Source organism: Rhizobium sp. YTUHZ045 (assembly GCF_051124255.1).
In the GTDB taxonomy this organism is placed as follows: Bacteria; Pseudomonadota; Alphaproteobacteria; order Rhizobiales; family Rhizobiaceae; genus Rhizobium.
Map to the genome: position 1 here is coordinate 451,801 of NZ_CP101432.1, position 17,947 is coordinate 469,747.

Here is a 17,947-nt window from a genome sequence, read left to right on the forward strand (position 1 = left end):
TTGTTGCGTGCCCCGAAAGAAAGGAGAGTTCGATGCACACGACAGACCGGACACTAGAACTCGACTGCGGTAAGCTTACCCCGACGTTTTACCAGCGTCTGGCGGCAGGCCTTGCGCCGTTGACCTTCCTCTTTCGCGTGTTCCGCAATCGCATGGAGATCAACGCGCTGCATGATCTGAACGACGCGCAGCTGAGGGACATCGGCCTCACCCGGGCCGACCTGACCTCGGCGTTCCTGGCCTCGACTTTTTTTGAGGACCCGTCGGAACATCTGACGCGCTCGGCGCGTAATCGTTGGCGCCTGCAGTTCTTCCGCTCCTCCGACGAGTAGGAGCGCGAGTTTCCCCGCAGGGTGATAGCCAATAGCCCTGCCGCTTGACCCGGTGATCGGCTTTCCCAGCCATCGCCGGGTCTTTTTATGCGTGCCGGATGTCGCCTGGACGCGACGCGCGTTAGGTCTCTGACGAAGGCTTCGGCCGGTAGGTTTCGAAGATCGCCTCCAGATTCCTCTGATAGCTCTTCTGCACCTCCAGCCCGCTGTCGAACATGGAGTTCAGCATTTCGGCATAGCTCTCGGCATTGAGTTTTTGCTCTTCCTTCGGCGCTGCCTGCGTCTTCGCTGCCGGCTTTTGGGCCGCCGGCTGCTGGCTGAGGCCGGCCATCATCTCCTGGAAAGCCTTGGCGAAGGGATTGTCGAGGAAGGGGTTGGGTTGAGGCGCCGGTTCGGGCTTCGGTGCCGAAAACATCGTCTGCATCGCTTGCGTGAACGGATTGTCGAAGATGCTGGCTTCAGGAGCAGTCTTTGGCTTCGGTGCGAAGCCCGTGCTTTCCAGCCATTTCTGGATGGTCTCGCCCATCGCCGTGTTGACGAAGGGATTGACGGGCGCGGCCATCTGACCGGTCGTCTGCTTGAACAGCCCGCCCATCAGCGTATCTGCCAGCACCGGCAGCATTTGTTTGTAGATTTCCTGCCCGATCCCGGTCATCTGGGCGGCCTGGGCTGCGATCGCCCGCGAAACCTCTTTGGAGCCAAAGAGCTGGGCGAGGATATTGTTGCCGTCGGAAATGCCCTCAGGCGTGAAAGCCCGGCTCATGTCTTCGAAATAACGTGCGTAATTGCCGGAGGCGACGGCCTGCATCAATCCGACGAAATCGTAAGGATTGCTGGTGCTGCGCTTCAGGCCGGCGGAAAAGGCCGGCATCAGCGCGGCCATGGCCTTCGTTGCCTGCTCCTGAGCCAAGTTGAATTGACGGGCGACCGCTTCCATCGCTGCGCCGTTCTGCGCCTGCATCATCATGTCGAAGAGTGGCAGCATGGAGGTCCCTTTCCCCGAGTCGTGACGCGTGTAACGCCACTATATCCGGAAAAGGTAATGTGCAAACGGCTTTTTGCCATAAGAACTTAAAGCCGTTCCGGCAAAGGCGCGGAGTGAGGTATCCGAGCTGGAGAGTGCCGGTGCGGCAAACCTAATACTGGTAGTCCTCGAAGACCGGCTCGACGGAAAGCTGCCAGCGGCCGTGATAGAGCGACAGCAGATCCTCGGCGAGCGTCGCCTTCTTGGCGAGCACTTCGTCGAGCGGCGCCAGGAAGATGCTCTCGTCCTGCCCTTCGCCGTTGAGCTTGCCGCGGGCTTTGAGGCCGGCCCTCGATATGCCCAACACCTCGCGTGCCGTCTCGAGAAGCGAGTGCCCGTGAAATTCAGCCTGCAGCCCTTCGGCCGGAACGGCGTTGCGCAGGGCGCTGACCTCGGCAAAGCTCCAATCCTTGGTCAGCTGGTCGGCTGCCTCGAGGGCTGCATCTTCATAGAGCAGGCCGACCCAGAAGGCCGGCAGTGCACAGATGCGCCGCCACGGGCCGCCGTCCGCACCGCGCATTTCGAGAAAACGCTTCAGCCGCACGTCGGGGAAGAGCGTCGAAAGATGGTTCGTCCAGTCGCCCATCGTCGGCTCCGGATCGGCGACCTCGCCCTTCAAGGCGCCGTTCATGAACTGGCGGAAGGTGACGTGCGTGCAGTCGTGATAGCGCCCGTTGCGGACGATGAAATACATCGGTACGTCGAGCGCCCATTCGGCGTAGTCGCGGAAACCGAAGTCGTCGCGGAAGGTGAAGTCGAGCAGGCCGGCGCGTCGGTTGTCGACATCGCGCCAGATATCGCCACGCCAGGAAAGCAAACCGTTCGGCTTGCCTTCGGTGAAGGGCGAGGAGGCAAACAGCGCAGTCGCCAGCGATTGCAGCTTCATCGAGACACGCATCTTCTTGCGCATGTCGTCTTCCGAGGAGAAATCGAGATTCACCTGGATCGTGCAGGTGCGATACATCATGTCGAGACCCTTGGTGCCGACCTTCGGCATATAGCGGGTCATGATCTCGTAGCGCGATTTCGGCATCTGCGGAGTCTCGGCATAGGTCCATTTCGGACTGCCGCCGATGCCGAGGAAACGGATGCCCATTGGTTCGGCGATCTCGCGCAGCGTCGCCAGGTGCTGGTTCGATTCCTTGCAGGTCTGATGGATCGTTTCCAGCGGCGCGCCGGAGAGTTCGAACTGGCCGCCGGGTTCGATCGAGATCGCGCCCATGCCGTTCTGTTCGGCAAGGCCGATGATGTTGCCGCCGTCCACGATCGGCTCCCAGCCGCTCTTTTTCTGCAGGCCGGTGAGCAGGGCAGAAATGCTCTCATCGCCAAAATAGGGAACCGGGCTGTTGTCGGCGCGGAAGAAGGCGAACTTCTCATGTTCGGTGCCGATCCGGAAGCGCTCCCGCGGCTTGTTGCCCGCGGCGATGTAATCGGTCAGATCCTGAACCGAAGAGAGCGGCGTCTGGTCGGTAGTGTCGCGGGCCATGCGGGGTACCTGTATTCAAGAAGGCGCCCAGGGGGGCGGGCAGTTGGAAGGTGATTAGGACCCAAGCCACGTTTGTTGCAAGTGAAATTCTTTCAACGACGCATCAAAAAAACAGCAGTGATTTCCGCGTCAACCGTTTTCCCGGTCACGTCCAGTCGCCGATCGCCGCCTGGACCACCGCCAGCGCCGCAACGGCCGCCGTATCTGCCCTGAGGATGCGCGGCCCGAGCGGAATGGCGGTGACGAAATCGAGGCTTCGAAGCCGCGCCCGCTCTTCTTCCGAAAAGCCGCCTTCCGGCCCGACGAGCAGAGCGAGATGCCTTTCCTGGATGGCTGCCAGCACCGGCAGCGGGTTTTGCCCGGCATCGCCCTCGTCGCAATAGATGACGCGCCGTTCTTTCGGCCAGCGGTCGAGCAGGTCGGAAAGCTTCGCCGGCTCGGCCACATCGGGAATGCCGAGAATGCCGCATTGCTCGGCTGCCTCGACAACATTGGCACGCAGTTTGTCGAGATTGGTGATTTTCCCCTGCACGTGCTGGGTCATGACGGGCTGCAGTAAGCCGGCGCCCATTTCGACAGCCTTCTGCACGAGATAATCCATGCGGCCGACTTTGAGCGGCGCGAAGAGATAATGCAGGTCGCAAGGCGCCGGCTGTGGCCGCGTCTGCTCGATCGCCGTCAGCTGGATGCGTTTGCGCGTGGGGAAGGAGAGGGAGGCCTTCCACTCGCCGTCCCGGCCGTTGAAGAGCAGGATCTCCGCAGCGTTCTCCATTCTCAGCACATTGGCGAGATAGTTGAACTGATCGGCATTCGCCTCCACGACGGCGCCGCTGGAAAGGGGCGCGTCGACGAAAAGCCGTTGCATGCGGAAATTGGCGCGCATTCGAAAAACCTGGAGCCTCAGATGAAGAGCGCGAACATAACCCAATAAATCATCGCTGCAAGCGTCGCCGAAACCGGGACGGTGATGATCCAGGCCGCGATGATCGTCATGAAATGTGAGCGGCGGACGAGGTAGCGCCGCCGCCTTTCATGAATGTTCGGCTCCTCCGGTTCATCCAGTTCCCAGCTCTCGGCCTTGCGCCTGATATAGGCGATGCGGCGCTTGGAACGGCGGGTGTACCATTCGCGGAAGAAGCCGACGCCGAAGACGGCGCCGACGGCAATATGCGTGGTGCTGACCGGCAGGCCGAGCCAGGAGGCGACTATGACGGTGAAAGCGGTCGACAGCGCGACGCAATAGGCGCGCATCGGGTTAAGCTTGGTGATCTCTTCGCCGACGAGGCGGATGAGGCGCGGCCCGAAGAGCAGCAGGCCGACGGAGATGCCGAAGGCGCCGATCAGCATTACCCAGAGGGGCGGATGGCCGACGCCGTCGCCGCCGATACCCACCGAATGGACGATCGCCGAAAGCGGCCCGACTGCGTTCGAAACGTCGTTTGCGCCATGCGCGAATGACAGCAGCGCCGCCGAGCCGATCAGCGGCAGCCGGAACAGCACCCGCAGTGAGCTGTTGCGGTTTTCGAGATCCCGCGCCTGGGCGAGGACGAGCGGCCGAACGGCAAGCCAGCTCACCAGCCCCATGCCGATTCCGATCAGAATGACGGTGAAGGGCGGAAATCTGCCGATCGGCGACAGCTGCAGCAGCATATAGGCCATGAAGCCGCCGGCCATCGTCGCGACCAACACCGGCACCCAGCGCCGCGCCGCTGCGATTTTGTCGTCGCGATAGATGATGAGGGTCTTGACGAGATAGAGCAGACCGGCCGCGATCAGTCCGCCGAGCAGCGGCGAGGTGATCCAGCTCGAGGTGATCTCAAACATTACCCGCCAATTCACCGGCTCCGGCCCCACAGCTGAGATGCCGGCCCCGATCACTGCGCCGACGATCGCATGCGTGGTGGAAACCGGCGCATTCATCCAGGTTGCAAGGTTGATCCAAAGGGCTGCTGCGGTCAGCGCCGCCATCATGATCCAGCCGAGCACCGCCGGCGACACCTGGCCGGCATCGACGATGTCGGAGGAAATCGTCTTGACCACTTCGCCGCCCGCGATCGTAGCGCCCAAGACCTCGAAGATCGCAGCGATGACAAGCGCCTGGCCCATCGTCATGGCGCGTGCGCCTACGGCCGCACCGACATTGTTGGTCACGTCATTGGCGCCGATATTCATCGCCATGTAGCCGGCAAGGGCCGCTGCCGCCACGACGAGCACGGCGCCCGGACGGTCGAAGACGTAGACGCCTGCAAAGAGCATGACGATGCCGACGAAAATCAGCCCGAGCCCAGGCGCCACCAGCCGCCGCGCAACATGCTTTGCCGCGTCCTCGACATAGGTAATCTTATCGAGGTCCTTGTCGAGCGTGCGTTTCGTCAGAACTGCGGGACGGGGCGGCATTCTTTTTCCTGAAGGATGAAATCTGCTTCTACGCTGCTTTCCTAGCAGTGCAAGATGGCAGGATTCATTCCGCCGGAATTTGTTTCGTCGCCTTGGCCGAGAGTCTATCGGTCATCTTTTGCTTGAAGGCGAGGAAGAGATTGCGAAGTTCTGGTTCGCGGACGCGGCTCGCCGCCTCGTCGCATGAGACCCATTCGATGGTGCGCTCGCCCTTTTCCTTGAAGTTCTTCGCCAAGTCGGTAACCTCAAGCGGATAGACCTGCACCTTGCAGACGACCTGCACCCCGTCACGCAGCACCTTCTGATAGGTGTAGGAACCGAGCGTTTCCGCCTCGGCCGCGCCGCGTACGCCGGCTTCTTCCAGGGCTTCCTGCGCCGCGACCTCATGAGCGCACTTACCGTTCATCGGCCAGCCCTTGGGAATGACCCAGCGGCCCGTGTCGCGGCTCGTCATCAGCAGAACTTCGACCTCAGCGCTTTTCTTCTTCACCCGGTAACAGATGGCACCATATTGCTGTCGCGGCGGGCGCCGGAACATCAGTTGCACATCGGATGCCAATCGGGCGAGAAGAGTCAATTGTCGGGTCACCTTTGCATGGTTGTTAGGAATCACTCATATACGTGTATCACGGAACGCTTACACAATCCAAAGCCGCAGACGATCCAAAACATGATTAACCGCCGTTCATAGGGGAAATCGAGCTGGGACAGGCTCAGAAATCCGTCACGACCTGTCTCGAATGCGCCATGTTGCACAGGTGTACAATATGGCTTCGTCCGGACCCCTAATCAACGGCGGGATCAATTGTTCCACCAGGATTTTTGAAAATGTGGTAACCATGCCTCGCTGTCCGATCGCTGGTTTGCTTGCAGCACTCTCGGGCCGCGGTCGTGGGGTGTTATCAGCGCTCCCAATAGGGGACCGGCCCGTAAAGCTCGGTGAGATAATCGATGAACAACCGCACCTTGGCCGGCAGGAACTGCCGGCTGGGATAGACGGCCGAGAGTGCGACATTGTGCGAGCCCTCATAGGCGGGCAGCACCTGCACCAGGCGGCCGTCCCTGAGTTCCTCGCCGATGTCCCAGGTGGAGCGAAGCGCGATCCCAAGACCGGCAATGACAGCCTCGCGGATCACCTCGCTGGAATTGGTGATCAGCATGCCTTCGGGCCGCAGGCTGAGGGCGCCGTCCGGCCCGTTCAGCCGCCAGGTATCGTTGTTGTGCGCCGGCAGGCAGCGATGGTGTTTCAGGTCGTCGATATGCTTGGGCTCGCCATGCGCGGCGAGATAATCCGGCGAAGCGCAGAGCAGCCGGCGCACCGGCGCCAGCCGTCGGGCGACGAGGCTGGAATCGGTCAGTTCGGCAATCCGGATCGCCAGATCGAAACCGCCGCCGATGATGTCGCTGAATTCGTCGGTCAGCACCAGGTTGATCGCAAGCTCCGGGTGCGCCTGCATGAAGGCCTTCAGATGCGGCGCGATATGCATGCGGCCGAAGGAGGTCGGCGCCGAGATCTTCAGAGTGCCTTGCATTTGCGCCGAGCGGCCGGAAATGTAGAATTCGGCCTCCTCCAACCCGGCGAGAATACCGAGGACACGGTCGTAAAAACCCTGTCCGGCTTCCGTCAGCGAGATCTGCCGCGTTGTGCGCTGCAGAAGCCGGGTGCCGAGCCGGTCCTCCAGCCGTTTGATCCGCTTGGAGACGACCGCGGGCGAAAAGCCGAGGGCCCGCCCGGCGAGCGACATGCTGCCAGTCGAAACGACCTTGGCGAAGATTTCGAGATCACCCAGATTGGTCATAAGGTTTTCAGACTTTTCCCTTTTGACATAAGTGCTTAGCATTTGCGCCACTTTCGGGAAAGTGCTAAGCCGGTTCACCGGCGGCAGAGGCTGGCGGCCGTCCCGCTGTCATCTTTCCGCTGCGATTTCCGGTCGTCAGGGTCAGGGAGGACACCATGTCCGACGCCATTCCGTTTCTCGCCCCGCGCGCCGATGTGCTGGCGCGCCGCGCCCGGATCGTTGCCGATCTCGCCGATCTTCTGCCGCCCGAATGCCTGGTTCATGAGGCGCGCGAGCTGGTGCCGTTCGAAACCGACGCCTTCGTGTCCTATCGCCGCCTGCCGCTCGCCGTCGCCCTGCCGCGCACCACTGCCGAGGTGGCAGCCGTCATGCGCTATTGCCATCGTTACGGCATTCCCGTCGTGCCGCGCGGCGCCGGCACTTCGCTTTCCGGCGGCGCCATTCCGCAGGAGGATGCCGTCGTGCTCGGCCTGTCGAAGATGAACAGCATTCTCGAAATCGATCTGCCGAACCGTGTCGCCGTGGTTCAGGCCGGTGTCACCAATCTCAACATCTCCGAATCCGTCTCAGCCGACGGCTTTTTCTACGCGCCTGATCCGAGTTCGCAGCTCGCCTGCACCATCGGCGGCAATATCGGCATGAATTCCGGCGGCGCCCATTGCCTGAAATATGGCGTTACCACCAACAATCTGCTCGGCGTCAGAATGGTGCTGGTCGACGGTACGGTGATCGAGCTCGGCGGCAAGGCGCTGGATGCGGCCGGTTACGACCTGCTCGGCCTCGTCTGCGGCCACGAAGGCCAGCTCGGCATAGTCACCGAGGCAACGGTGCGGCTGATCGCCAAGCCGGAAGGTGCCCGTCCCGTGCTCTTCGGCTTCGAAAGCTCGGAAGAGGCCGGCGCCTGCGTTGCCGATATCATCGCCGCCGGGATCATCCCGGTTGCCATCGAATTCATGGACAAGCCGGCAATCGAGATCTGCGAGGCCTTCGCCCATGCCGGCTATCCCCTCGATGTCGGGGCGCTGCTGATCGTCGAGATCGAGGGTTCGGAAGCCGAAATGGACGCCACCCTGAAGGATATCGTCGAGATCGCCCGCCGCCATGCTGTGAAGACCGTACGCGAATGTCAGTCGGCCACCGAGGCCGCGCTGATCTGGAAAGGGCGCAAATCCGCCTTCGGCGCCACCGGCCGCATCGCCGACTATATCTGCATGGACGGCACCGTGCCGCTCAGCCAGCTTTCCCATGTGCTGAAGAAGACCACGGAGATCGTCGATCATTACGGCCTGCGGGTTGCCAACGTCTTTCATGCCGGCGACGGCAACATGCATCCGCTGATCCTCTTCAATGCCAACGACCCCGAGGATGCCGCCCGCGCCGAAGCCGCCGGCAACGATATCCTCAAGCTCTGCGTCGACGCCGGCGGCTGCCTCACCGGCGAGCATGGCGTCGGCATCGAAAAGCGCGACCTTATGCGCCATCAGTATTCGGAGGCCGATCTCGCCCAGCAGATGGCGGTGCGCGCCGCCTTCGATCCGGGCTGGCTCCTCAACCCATCGAAGGTCTTCCCGCTCGAAGGGCGCCCGGCCCAATGATCGATCTGATGCCCACAAGCGAGGAACAGGCGGCGGCGATCGTCCTCACACATGCGGAGACGAACCGGCCGCTCGCTATCTGTGGCGGTGATACGCGCTCGGGTTTCGGCAACACCGTTGCATCGGAAGACCGGCTGCGATCGACCAGGCTTTCCGGCATCATCGCCTACAATCCCGGCGAGATGGTCATGACGGTCCGCTCGGGTACGCCGCTTGCCGAGGTCGAGGCGGCACTGTCCGGAGGCGGCCAGATGCTTGCCTTCGAGCCAATGGATCATCGGCCAATCATGCGCAGATCGGGCGAGCCGACGATCGGCGGCGTCTTTGCCGCCAATGTCTCCGGCCCGCGCCGCCTCATTGCGGGGGCTGCCCGCGACAGCCTGCTCGGCGTGCGCTTCGTCAACGGCAGGGGCGAGATCATCAAGGCCGGCGGCCGGGTGATGAAGAATGTGACCGGCCTCGATCTCGTCAAGCTGATCGCCGGCTCGCACGGCACGCTGGGTTTCATCACCGAACTGACCTTCCGCGTGCCGCCGCGCCCGAAGACGGAACAGACGCTGGTGCTCTCCGGCCTCAACGATGCCGAAGCGGCCAATGCCATGGCGGCGGCGATGGCGCTGCCGGTCGAGATCTCCGGTGCTGCCCATCTGCCGCTGACGGTGACCTGGAAATTCCTTGCCGGCAAATTGCCCGAGGGCGAGGCGACGGTTCTGCGCGTCGAAGGCTTGCCCGGTTCGGTCGACGTGCGCATCGAGAAGCTTGCGGCCGCGATGTCGGCCTTTGCCACGGTGACGCGGCTGGATGAGCCGGAAAGCCGCAGACTCTGGCGAGAAATCCGTGATGTATTACCCTATGCCGACGGCACGACGCGGCCGGTCTGGCGCGTTTCGGTTGCGCCGGGAACCGGCCATCAACTGGTCTCGGCGCTCCGCCTCGAAGCCGGCGTCGACGCCTTCTACGACTGGCAGGGCGGTCTCGTCTGGATGAGGATGGAGGCGGATCCTGAAGCAGATCTGGTCCGCCGCTTCATCAAGGCGCTCGGCGGCGGCCATGCGACACTGATCCGTGCATCGGAGGCAGCGAGGGCGGCAACGGCGGCGTTTCATCCGGAGCCGGAGGCGGTGGCGATGCTGTCGCGGCGGGTGAGGGAAAAGTTCGATCCGGCTGGGATTTTTAATCCGGGGAAGATGGGGTGAGAAGATGAGTCTGTGCGCGGGTCACCCCCCTCTGTCCTGCCGGACATCTCCCCCACAAGGGGTGAGATCGGATCGCGGCGACGGCTTCCCCAAACAACGGGGGCACTGCCGGTCGAACACGGCAGAGAGGGACCGATGGCCGATCGTCTTGCCGATCTCCCCCCTTGTGGGGGAGATGTCCGGCAGGACAGAGGGGGGTGCCCCAGGCACAGCGCCCCCTAAGCGGAGGCCCCGCTAGATGCAAACCAATTTCACCCCGGCCCAGCTCGCCGATCCCCATCTCGCCGAATCGGAGCAGATCCTGCGCAAATGCGTTCATTGCGGTTTCTGCACCGCCACCTGTCCCACCTATGTGACGCTCGGCAACGAGCTCGATAGCCCGCGCGGCCGCATCTATCTCATCAAGGACATGCTGGAAAACGGCCGGCCCGCCGATGCCGAGGTCGTCACCCACATCGACCGCTGTCTCTCCTGCCTTTCCTGCGTCACCACCTGTCCCTCGGGCGTCGACTATATGCATCTGGTCGATCACGCCCGCGCCCATATCGAAAAGACTTACAGACGGCCGTTCATGAACCGGCTGACGCGCGCCATTCTCGCGGCCGTGCTGCCCTATCCCGGCCGTTTCCGGCTGGCGCTCCATCTCGCCCGTTTCGGCCGCCCCTTTGCCGCACTGATGCGGGGGGCAGCGCTGAAACCCTTTGCCGCCATGCTGGCGCTTGCACCGCGCCGCGTTCCCGCGCCTTCAGATTTTTCAGAACCCGGCACATATCGGCCCGAGGCGGAGCGGCGCGGCCGGGTGGCGATCCTGTCCGGCTGTGCCCAGCCGGTGCTCGATCCCGGCATCAACGCGGCGGCGATCGGGCTGCTGACGCGGTTCGGCGTCGAGGTCGTGGCGCCGGAAGGCGAGGTTTGCTGCGGTTCGCTGGTCCACCATATGGGCCGGGCCGAGCAGGCGCTCGCAAGCGCCCGCACCAACGTCGATATCTGGACGCGCGAGATCGAGAGTCATGGCCTCGATGCGATCATCATCACCGTTTCGGGCTGCGGCACGACGATCAAGGACTACGGTCACATGCTGCGCCTCGACCCCGCCTATGCAGCAAAGGCGGCCAGGGTCTCGGCGCTGGCAAAGGACATTAGCGAATATCTGGCGACCCTCGACCTGCCGGCCCATATGCCGAGGGGCATCACGGTCGCCTATCATTCCGCCTGTTCGATGCAGCACGGCCAGCGCATCACCCTTCAGCCGAAGCAACTGCTGAAGGCGGCGGGCTTCACCGTGCGCGATCCGGCCGAAGGCCATCTCTGCTGCGGCTCGGCCGGCACCTACAACATCCTGCAGCCGGAGATTTCGGCGGCGCTGAAGGCGCGTAAGGTCAAAAACATCGAAGCCACCAAGGCCGATATCATCGCCACCGGCAATATCGGCTGCATCACCCAGATCGCCACCGGAACCGAGATCCCGATCCTGCATACGGTCGAACTTCTCGATTGGGCCTATGGCGGCGCTATGCCGGAAAAATTAACCGGTTTGTCGTTAGGCTGAAGGGAATGCGGGCCCATTCGGGCCGCTCCCGGGAGGTTGGGCGATGTGGCGGGGAATGATTGTACTTGCGGGACTGCTCGGTGCGGCAGGCGCGGCCCGTGCCGACAGCCGCCTATTTTGTTCCGCCGATGACGCGCAGGCGCGGTTCACCCTCGAAAGCGGTTTCGCAAGCGATGCCGGCCACAGGCTCAACCATTTCCGCGGCGCGCTTATTGTCAAGGATCCCGCACAAGCGGCCTTTGCAAAACGTGTGTTCGAATCACAGCATCTAAGCAATCACTGGTCGCGCGATGGCGAACTGCTCCTGGAAGTCTTCGACGGCGGCGGTGACGACACCGGCGGCGCAACGCTGGAGCTGGTGGTGGTCGCCGGCGCGCGTGGCAAGCCGGCGGCGAATTTCAGCGGCACCTATTCCCTGACGATCGAGGGCGGCGGCAAACCTTACGCCGCCGAGGGCAAGGTCAGCTGCGGCACGAAATAGCGCCGCAGCTGAATTTCAATTCATTACCAGTGGAACGATACGCCGACATTGACGGCGTTGGTGAAGATGTTGGTCTTCAGCCGGTCGCCGCTGTCGATCGGAACGTCGACGCGCGAATAGGTGCCCTTGTATTCGACGAAGGTCGACCAGCGGTCGGTCACCTTGAAGTCGACGCCGGCCTGAGCCTGCAGCGTCACGCCGCCGAATTCATAAGCCCAGGTCTTGCCCTCGGGGCGAATCACTTCGACATGCGGAATGTTGACGCCGATGCCGGCGCCGAGATAGGGCGTCCAGCGGCGAGTCGGATCCTGGAAGCGATAGAGACCGTTCACGGTGAGCAGGTTCAGACCGTCGGTGAATTCGAAATGTGACCAGCCGGCCTTGGCGAGCGTGTCGTCGTCGGCATAGACCTTGTCATGGGTATAATCGAGCGAGATACCCCAGTTCGGCTTGTTGAAATTCTCGAGCCACCAGGTGACGCGGCCGCCGTAATAGGGCGGGGCGCCGAAGGATTTGCCTTCCCAGCCGGCCGTGAAATGCGTGCCGTCTGAGACGTCGACGCCGCTGTGCGGCGCGGTCTGATAGCCGCCGTAAATGGAGAATTCCAGGTCTTCCGCCGAGGCGGAGGCTGCTGAACAGATGGTGAAAAGCGCGATGCCCGCAAACAGGGAGGCGGAGGAGCGCAGCGCAGACGTCATTGAATAACCCCAAATTGCAATATGTCGACTCTGAGGCAGCTTTGGCAGTTTTCCGCCGCAATGTCTAAGCAAAACAAAGGGCGCCTCCAATGGCGCCTTTCGTTTTTTTCTAAAGTGTTGCTCAGCCGCCGAACATCGTGCGCAACACGTCGATGCCTCTGTCTTCGAACGCCACGTTGCCCTGCTTGTTGCCGGGACCGATGACGATCACCTTGGTGCCGACCGGGGCGCGATCATAAAGATGCATCACGTCTTCGTTCATCATGCGGATGCAGCCGGAAGACATGTTGAGGCCGATCGTCCAGGGCTGGTTGGTGCCGTGGATGCGGAAGATGGTGTCGCGGCCGCCCTGATAGAGATACATGGCGCGAGCGCCGAGCGGATTGTCCTCGCCGCCTTCCTGGTAGGCGGGTATGATGTGGCCCTTGGCGGCTTCGCGGCGGCGCATTTCGGCCGGCGGCGTCCAGGCCGGCCATTCGGCCTTGCGGCCGATCTTAACGATACCCGACCAGCCGAAGCCGTCGCGGCCGACGCCGATGCCGTAGCGGGTGGCGCGGTTGTTGCCTTCGACCAGGTAGAGATATTTGTTGTTGGTATCGATGATGACGGTGCCAGCCGCTTCCGTCGTCACCAGGCGCACTTTCTTGCGCTTGAACTGCGGCTTTACGTACTTCGGCATCTGCGCCACGCGCACAATCTGCGCCGGCTGCCGTGCATTGTCGGAAGCCGAGCCGACCGGCGCGGCGAAGGCTGATGTAGAAATCAAGGACAGGACAAGTCCGGCCGCGGCCAGTCCCGGCATCACTTTGATCATAGTCGATTCCCCTCAAGCAAGTCCGCCCGAAGCTACATGATCTTCTGCCCGATTCAAGATCGACATGGCCGGATAAAGCAATTTTGACGAGTGAAACCGCCTGTCTTAGCGGCGTCATAGAGCATTTCCGTATTTCTCCGAAACACGAATATGCTCCATCTCATTGTTTTTACCCAATTCCCAACGCAAAACCGCTGAACACTCTTGCGGGGTGCTCCAGCGTGTGCCGTTACATGACGATAACGCGGGTTCCGACGTTGACGCGGTCGTAGAGATCGACGACGTCCTCGTTGCGCAGGCGGATGCAGCCGGAAGAAACGGCGCTGCCGATCGACCAGGGCGCATTGGTGCCATGGATGCGGTAGAGCGTCGAGCCAAGATACATGGCGCGCGCGCCAAGCGGGTTTTCCGGGCCGCCGTCCATGCGCGCCGGCAGATAATGGCCCTTGGCGGCCTCGCGGCTGATCATCTCGGAAGGCGGCGTCCAGTCCGGCCATTCCGTCTTGCGGGTGATCTTATGGACGCCCGCCCATTCGAAGCCCGGCTTGCCGACGCCGACACCGTAGCGCCGCGCCTTGCCGCCGTCCATGACCAGATAGAGAAAGCGGTTGTTGGTGTCGATGACGATGGTCCCGGGCTTTTCCGTGGTGTCGTAATCGACCATCTGCGGCAGATATTGCGGCTCGATCGGATGGCGGATCGCCGGTATGCCGGGATTGATCGCCGAAACGGTCTGAGGGGCCGGCTGCGGCGCCTGACGCATGATGCGGCGCTGGAAAAGACCACGCTGCTGCGGCTGCACCACCGGGCGCTGATAGACGACAGGCCGGACCTTGCCGCCGAGCTGCTTGATCCACGGTGCGGTCAGATCGGGGCTGAGGATGACTGGCGGACGGGTGGCGTAGCGGTCGTCCGCAACGGCGGTCGTGGAGAAGATGCCGCAGAAGGCTGCGGTTAGAAAAAGGTGTTTCATCATCGGACGAACTCTCTACAAATGACCGAAAATGGACTGGCGGGACGGATCCGCTCGCACAGACGCTGCCACCCCATCCGCCAGCGAATGGTAAATTTCGATCCGTGAAAAACCGACGGGCCGAATAAACTTTTCGTCAGGGTTACCGATCGGTTTGGAAAGACGGTTTGCAAATGGTAAAGCCGGAATCATGACTGGACAGCGAAGCGGATCCCCGAAAATGAAGCGGACATGAGCACGAATGGCATCATCATCGGCGAGGACGGCAGGAGCCGCTGCCACTGGCACGCCAATCTGCCGGACTATCTCAAGTACCACGACGAGGAATGGGGCCGGCCGGTCACCGACGATATCCGCCTGTTCGAGAAGATTTGCCTCGAAGGATTCCAGTCCGGCCTTTCCTGGCTGACCATCCTGCGCAAGCGGGAGAATTTCTGCGCCGCCTTCGCCGGTTTCGATTTCGAGAAGGTTGCCCTCTTCGGTGAGCAGGATGTGGCCCGCTGCCTGGCCGATGCCGGCATTATCCGTCATCGCGGCAAGATCGTCTCCACGATCAACAATGCCAGGCGCGCCATCGAACTTCGGGACGAATTCGGCTCGCTCGCCGGTTATTTCTGGCGCTACGAACCCGGCCACAACGAGAGGCCGGCTGTGGTCGATCGCGACCACATCGTCGCCAATCCGACGACGCCGACATCGGTCGTCATTTCGAAGGATCTGAAGAAACGCGGCTGGACCTTTGTCGGCCCGACCACAATTTATGCCTTCATGCAGGCGATGGGCCTCGTCAACGATCATCTGGAGGGTTGTTTCTGCCGGCCCGAGGTGGAGGCGATGCGCGCCGTACTGGTTCGACCATGAAAGATCTGTCCGTGAAAATATTGTTCGCTGCCCTTGCCCTGTTCTTCTTGCCGGCATTTGCCGCGGCGCAGACGCCGCAGCTCGATCCCGGCGAGAAGCTGGAGAAGCTGCAGTTTCCGGCCGTCACGATGCAACTCAAGGGATGGACGAAATTCGGCAATAGCCATGTTTACACGCTGCCGGTGCGCGCCGGTCAGCACGTGAAGATCGATTTTTCCACCAAGAGCAAGTTCGCCTTCCTGGCGATCTTCGACCTGTCGAAACCCGATGACGAAGCTTTCTTCGGCACCGATGAGGACGGCATGAGCTACCAGACGACGGTGAAGGAAAATACCACCTGGCTGCTGCGTCCCTATTACTCCAAGGTCTCGCCGCGCCGCGGCCTCGGCGCCCCCTTCAGCATCCTGATCGAGCCCTTGACCGCAGCCCCGCAGCAGCCGCCGGCTGAGCCGGAATCGCCCTCACTGTTTCCGAAGGCGCCTCCCAAGGCGAAGTGAGGCGCGGCCGCGCTATGCGAGCCCGTCAATCAGTTCGCGCAATTCGCCGAGATGGCCGATCTTGCGGAAGCGCGGCGCTTCCGTCGGTTCGTCCACATGTTCCAGCACCCAGGTGAGTTCGTGCGGCACGAAGACGCCGTAGCTGCCGGCGGCGATCGCCGGCACGATATCCGATTTCAGCGAATTGCCGACCATCATCGCTCGCTCCGGCCCGTCGCCAACCTTGGAGAAGATGCGGCGATAGGTGACGGCAGTCTTGTCGGACACGATCTCGACGGCATCGAAGAAGTCGCCGAGCCCGGATTGGGCGAGCTTACGCTCCTGGTCGAAGAGATCGCCCTTGGTGATCATGACAAGCAGATACTTGCCGGCGAGAGCCTCCAGCGTGTCGCGCGCATGCGGCATCGTCTCGACCGGATGGCTGAGCAGGTCGCGGCCAGTATCGAGGATCTTGGCGATGACGCTCGCCGGCACCTTGCCCTCGGTGATCTCGATCGCCGTCTCGATCATCGATAGGGTGAAGCCCTTGATGCCGAAGCCGTAGTGGCGAAGATTGCGTTTCTCGGCTTCCAGCAGCCGCTCGGAGATCTTCGGACCTTCGGCGAAATCGGCAAGAAGCTCGGTAAAATGAGCTTCCGTCAGTCGGTAATATTGTTCGTTCTGCCAAAGCGTGTCGTCGGCGTCGAAGCCGATCGTCGTCAGTGCTCGCGTCGTCACATGTGCACCTCTTGAACTATGGCCGGCAATCTATCGGCCGCCTGTGTCGAGACAAGGGCTAAGTCGAGACAAGGGCGTCAGCCTTCGATGCGACAAGGCCTGGCGTTGAAAAGCGCCGCCATCGCACTACATCGAATGGGCCTCACCCAGCAGCCAGCCACGGCTGTGCCTGTCGCGCGCAGGCCAATAATCAAAAGATGAAGTACTTCCGTTCGCAAGTCCCTCTTGCGGCAGACACAAAGGATTTTTTCGACCATGCGTTACAATCAACTTGGAAATACGGGACTTTTCGTCTCGGAAATCTGCCTGGGCACGATGACCTTCGGCGAAGCCAAAGAAGGCAGCATGTGGGGCGCTATCGCCGATGTCGACCAGAATGCCGCCGACCGGATCGTCGAGCGCTCGCTTGCAGCAGGCGTCAATTTCATCGACACGGCCGATGTCTATTCATCAGGCGAGTCCGAAAGGCTGCTCGGCCAAGCGCTGAAGAACCTCGACATCCCCCGCAAGGACGTCGTCATCGCCACCAAGGTCTATGGCGTCATGGGCGACAAGCCGAACGACCGCGGCGCCTCGCGCGGCCATATCATGGATTCGGTCGAGGCGAGCCTCAAGCGGTTGCAGACCGATCATATCGACCTCTATCAGATCCACGCGACAGATACGGTGACGCCGATCGAGGAGACGTTGCGCGCTTTCGACGATCTCGTTTCGCGTGGTCTTGTGCGCTATATCGGCGTCTCCAACTGGCAGGCCTGGCGCATTTCCAAGGCGCTCGGTCTCTCCGAACGCCGCGGCTTTGCCCGGTTCGAAACGGTGCAGGCCTATTATTCCATCGCCGGCCGTGATCTCGAACGGGACATCGTGCCGATGATGCAGGAGGAAAAGCTCGGCCTGATGGTCTGGTCGCCGCTCGCCGGAGGCCTGCTCTCCGGCAAGTATGGTCCGGGCGCCGCCGGCAACGGCGAGGGCCGCCGCGCCAATTTCGACTTCCCGCCGGTCGACAAGGACAGGGCCTGGGCCTGCGTCGCCGTCATGCGCGAGATTGCCGAAAAGCATGGCGTCAGCGTCGCGACCGTTGCGCTCGCCTATATCCTCGCAAAGCCCTTCGTCACCTCGGTCATCATCGGCGCCAAGCGTGTCGATCAGCTCGACCAGAATCTGGCCGCCGTCAAGCTGAAGCTCGATGAAGACGATTTGAAGAAGCTCGACGAGGTCAGCGCCCTTGCCCCCGAATATCCGGGCTGGATGCTGTCACGCCAGGGCGCCGGCCGCCGGCCGGCCGACTTCGAACCGAAGGATTGATATCACCGGCGTTGCGTCGCCGCTGTCCGGTTCTGCCCCTCACCCTAACCCTCTCCCCGTAAAAACGGGGAGAGGGGACGTGCCTTGCGAGAGCGAAGTGGGAACGGAGAGGTCGCGGTTTGGTCCCTTCGCCCCGTTTGCGGGGAGAAGGTGGCGGCAGCCGGATGAGGGGCGGTCGAGCATGACGAAAGAGGCGGGGGACGCCTGACATCTCCGGCGTTCC

General features: G+C 62.1%; 18 protein-coding genes. 8 read left to right on the top strand and 10 right to left on the bottom strand.

Annotated elements, in window-relative coordinates; all coding sequences use genetic code 11:
• Positions 1-32 precede the first annotated feature (32 nt).
• The gene (locus tag NMA58_RS02220; RefSeq protein WP_097597819.1) at positions 33-332 is read left to right on the top strand and encodes a DUF1127 domain-containing protein; all 300 of its coding nucleotides are present in this window, start codon (positions 33-35) and stop codon (positions 330-332) included.
• A 121-nt stretch (positions 333-453) separates the two neighbouring features.
• On the opposite strand, the gene NMA58_RS02225 is transcribed toward NMA58_RS02220, so the two are convergent.
• The 6 genes from NMA58_RS02225 to NMA58_RS02250 form a co-directional block, all read right to left on the bottom strand.
• The gene (locus NMA58_RS02225; RefSeq protein ID WP_221157154.1) at positions 454-1,317 is read right to left on the bottom strand and encodes a DUF937 domain-containing protein; all 864 of its coding nucleotides are present in this window, start codon (positions 1,315-1,317) and stop codon (positions 454-456) included.
• Positions 1,318-1,468: 151 nt separating this feature from the next.
• Positions 1,469-2,842 carry a glutamate--cysteine ligase gene (locus NMA58_RS02230; protein ID WP_430957069.1) on the bottom strand — a complete coding sequence of 458 codons (1,374 nt, stop codon included), beginning with the start codon at positions 2,840-2,842 and terminating at the stop codon, positions 1,469-1,471.
• 145 nt (positions 2,843-2,987) lie between these two features.
• Positions 2,988-3,725, bottom strand: coding sequence for a 16S rRNA (uracil(1498)-N(3))-methyltransferase (locus NMA58_RS02235; protein WP_430957070.1), 738 nt, complete (start codon positions 3,723-3,725; stop codon positions 2,988-2,990).
• A gap of 17 nt (positions 3,726-3,742) precedes the next feature.
• Complete coding sequence (locus NMA58_RS02240; RefSeq protein ID WP_221126939.1) at positions 3,743-5,239, bottom strand: inorganic phosphate transporter; 1,497 nt, start codon at positions 5,237-5,239, stop codon at positions 3,743-3,745.
• A 64-nt stretch (positions 5,240-5,303) separates the two neighbouring features.
• Positions 5,304-5,816, bottom strand: coding sequence for an NUDIX hydrolase (locus tag NMA58_RS02245; protein WP_430957072.1), 513 nt, complete (start codon positions 5,814-5,816; stop codon positions 5,304-5,306).
• A gap of 325 nt (positions 5,817-6,141) precedes the next feature.
• A complete protein-coding gene (locus NMA58_RS02250; RefSeq protein ID WP_434712135.1) occupies positions 6,142-7,038 on the bottom strand; it encodes a LysR family transcriptional regulator in 897 nt (298 codons plus the stop codon).
• A 155-nt stretch (positions 7,039-7,193) separates the two neighbouring features.
• Here NMA58_RS02250 and NMA58_RS02255 point away from each other — a divergent pair, with 155 nt between their 5' ends.
• From NMA58_RS02255 to NMA58_RS02270, 4 genes are all read left to right on the top strand, one after another.
• Complete coding sequence (locus NMA58_RS02255; protein ID WP_434712136.1) at positions 7,194-8,633, top strand: FAD-linked oxidase C-terminal domain-containing protein; 1,440 nt, start codon at positions 7,194-7,196, stop codon at positions 8,631-8,633.
• Complete coding sequence (locus tag NMA58_RS02260; protein WP_434712137.1) at positions 8,630-9,829, top strand: FAD-binding protein; 1,200 nt, start codon at positions 8,630-8,632, stop codon at positions 9,827-9,829. Before NMA58_RS02255 ends, NMA58_RS02260 begins: the two co-directional genes overlap by 4 nt.
• A gap of 238 nt (positions 9,830-10,067) precedes the next feature.
• The gene (glcF, locus tag NMA58_RS02265) at positions 10,068-11,378 is read left to right on the top strand and encodes a glycolate oxidase subunit GlcF (protein WP_434712139.1); all 1,311 of its coding nucleotides are present in this window, start codon (positions 10,068-10,070) and stop codon (positions 11,376-11,378) included.
• A 43-nt stretch (positions 11,379-11,421) separates the two neighbouring features.
• Positions 11,422-11,859 (top strand): hypothetical protein, encoded by a 438-nt coding sequence (locus NMA58_RS02270; RefSeq protein WP_434712140.1) that lies wholly within the window; start codon positions 11,422-11,424, stop codon positions 11,857-11,859.
• 23 nt (positions 11,860-11,882) lie between these two features.
• Here NMA58_RS02270 and NMA58_RS02275 read toward each other — a convergent pair whose 3' ends face one another.
• From NMA58_RS02275 to NMA58_RS02285, 3 genes are all read right to left on the bottom strand, one after another.
• On the bottom strand, positions 11,883-12,557 hold the full coding sequence (locus tag NMA58_RS02275) for an outer membrane protein (RefSeq protein ID WP_221114030.1): 675 nt from the start codon (positions 12,555-12,557) through the stop codon (positions 11,883-11,885).
• 121 nt (positions 12,558-12,678) lie between these two features.
• Complete coding sequence (locus NMA58_RS02280) at positions 12,679-13,371, bottom strand: L,D-transpeptidase (protein ID WP_085777092.1); 693 nt, start codon at positions 13,369-13,371, stop codon at positions 12,679-12,681.
• Positions 13,372-13,600: 229 nt separating this feature from the next.
• Positions 13,601-14,347, bottom strand: a complete 747-nt coding sequence (locus tag NMA58_RS02285) for a L,D-transpeptidase (protein ID WP_434712141.1) — start codon at positions 14,345-14,347, stop codon at positions 13,601-13,603.
• Positions 14,348-14,575: 228 nt separating this feature from the next.
• Between NMA58_RS02285 and NMA58_RS02290 the strand changes: the two genes are divergently transcribed.
• Positions 14,576-15,205: a DNA-3-methyladenine glycosylase I gene (locus NMA58_RS02290; protein WP_434712142.1), complete on the top strand. Its 630-nt coding sequence runs from the start codon at positions 14,576-14,578 to the stop codon at positions 15,203-15,205.
• On the top strand, positions 15,202-15,702 hold the full coding sequence (locus NMA58_RS02295; RefSeq protein ID WP_085777095.1) for a hypothetical protein: 501 nt from the start codon (positions 15,202-15,204) through the stop codon (positions 15,700-15,702). The genes NMA58_RS02290 and NMA58_RS02295 overlap by 4 nt, the downstream gene beginning before the upstream one ends.
• 12 nt (positions 15,703-15,714) lie before the next feature.
• On the opposite strand, the gene NMA58_RS02300 is transcribed toward NMA58_RS02295, so the two are convergent.
• Positions 15,715-16,419, bottom strand: a complete 705-nt coding sequence (locus NMA58_RS02300) for an HAD family hydrolase (protein ID WP_183702912.1) — start codon at positions 16,417-16,419, stop codon at positions 15,715-15,717.
• A 255-nt stretch (positions 16,420-16,674) separates the two neighbouring features.
• Between NMA58_RS02300 and NMA58_RS02305 the strand changes: the two genes are divergently transcribed.
• The gene (locus NMA58_RS02305; protein WP_434712144.1) at positions 16,675-17,724 is read left to right on the top strand and encodes an aldo/keto reductase; all 1,050 of its coding nucleotides are present in this window, start codon (positions 16,675-16,677) and stop codon (positions 17,722-17,724) included.
• Positions 17,725-17,947: the final 223 nt, after the last annotated feature.

What these genes read in the sequence shown, in the direction of transcription:
- NMA58_RS02220 (WP_097597819.1), top strand. Translation starts at nt 33, where the DNA reads ATGCACACGACAGACCGGACACTAGAACTCGACTGCGGTAAGCTTACC.
- NMA58_RS02275 (WP_221114030.1), bottom strand. Translation starts at nt 12,557, where the DNA reads ATGACGTCTGCGCTGCGCTCCTCCGCCTCCCTGTTTGCGGGCATCGCG.
- NMA58_RS02230 (WP_430957069.1), bottom strand. Translation starts at nt 2,842, where the DNA reads ATGGCCCGCGACACTACCGACCAGACGCCGCTCTCTTCGGTTCAGGAT.
- NMA58_RS02290 (WP_434712142.1), top strand. Translation starts at nt 14,576, where the DNA reads ATGAGCACGAATGGCATCATCATCGGCGAGGACGGCAGGAGCCGCTGC.
- NMA58_RS02270 (WP_434712140.1), top strand. Translation starts at nt 11,422, where the DNA reads ATGTGGCGGGGAATGATTGTACTTGCGGGACTGCTCGGTGCGGCAGGC.
- NMA58_RS02250 (WP_434712135.1), bottom strand. Translation starts at nt 7,038, where the DNA reads ATGACCAATCTGGGTGATCTCGAAATCTTCGCCAAGGTCGTTTCGACT.
- NMA58_RS02260 (WP_434712137.1), top strand. Translation starts at nt 8,630, where the DNA reads ATGATCGATCTGATGCCCACAAGCGAGGAACAGGCGGCGGCGATCGTC.
- NMA58_RS02295 (WP_085777095.1), top strand. Translation starts at nt 15,202, where the DNA reads ATGAAAGATCTGTCCGTGAAAATATTGTTCGCTGCCCTTGCCCTGTTC.
- NMA58_RS02240 (WP_221126939.1), bottom strand. Translation starts at nt 5,239, where the DNA reads ATGCCGCCCCGTCCCGCAGTTCTGACGAAACGCACGCTCGACAAGGAC.
- glcF (WP_434712139.1), top strand. Translation starts at nt 10,068, where the DNA reads ATGCAAACCAATTTCACCCCGGCCCAGCTCGCCGATCCCCATCTCGCC.
- NMA58_RS02255 (WP_434712136.1), top strand. Translation starts at nt 7,194, where the DNA reads ATGTCCGACGCCATTCCGTTTCTCGCCCCGCGCGCCGATGTGCTGGCG.
- NMA58_RS02280 (WP_085777092.1), bottom strand. Translation starts at nt 13,371, where the DNA reads ATGATCAAAGTGATGCCGGGACTGGCCGCGGCCGGACTTGTCCTGTCC.
- NMA58_RS02285 (WP_434712141.1), bottom strand. Translation starts at nt 14,347, where the DNA reads ATGATGAAACACCTTTTTCTAACCGCAGCCTTCTGCGGCATCTTCTCC.
- NMA58_RS02225 (WP_221157154.1), bottom strand. Translation starts at nt 1,317, where the DNA reads ATGCTGCCACTCTTCGACATGATGATGCAGGCGCAGAACGGCGCAGCG.
- NMA58_RS02235 (WP_430957070.1), bottom strand. Translation starts at nt 3,725, where the DNA reads ATGCGCGCCAATTTCCGCATGCAACGGCTTTTCGTCGACGCGCCCCTT.
- NMA58_RS02305 (WP_434712144.1), top strand. Translation starts at nt 16,675, where the DNA reads ATGCGTTACAATCAACTTGGAAATACGGGACTTTTCGTCTCGGAAATC.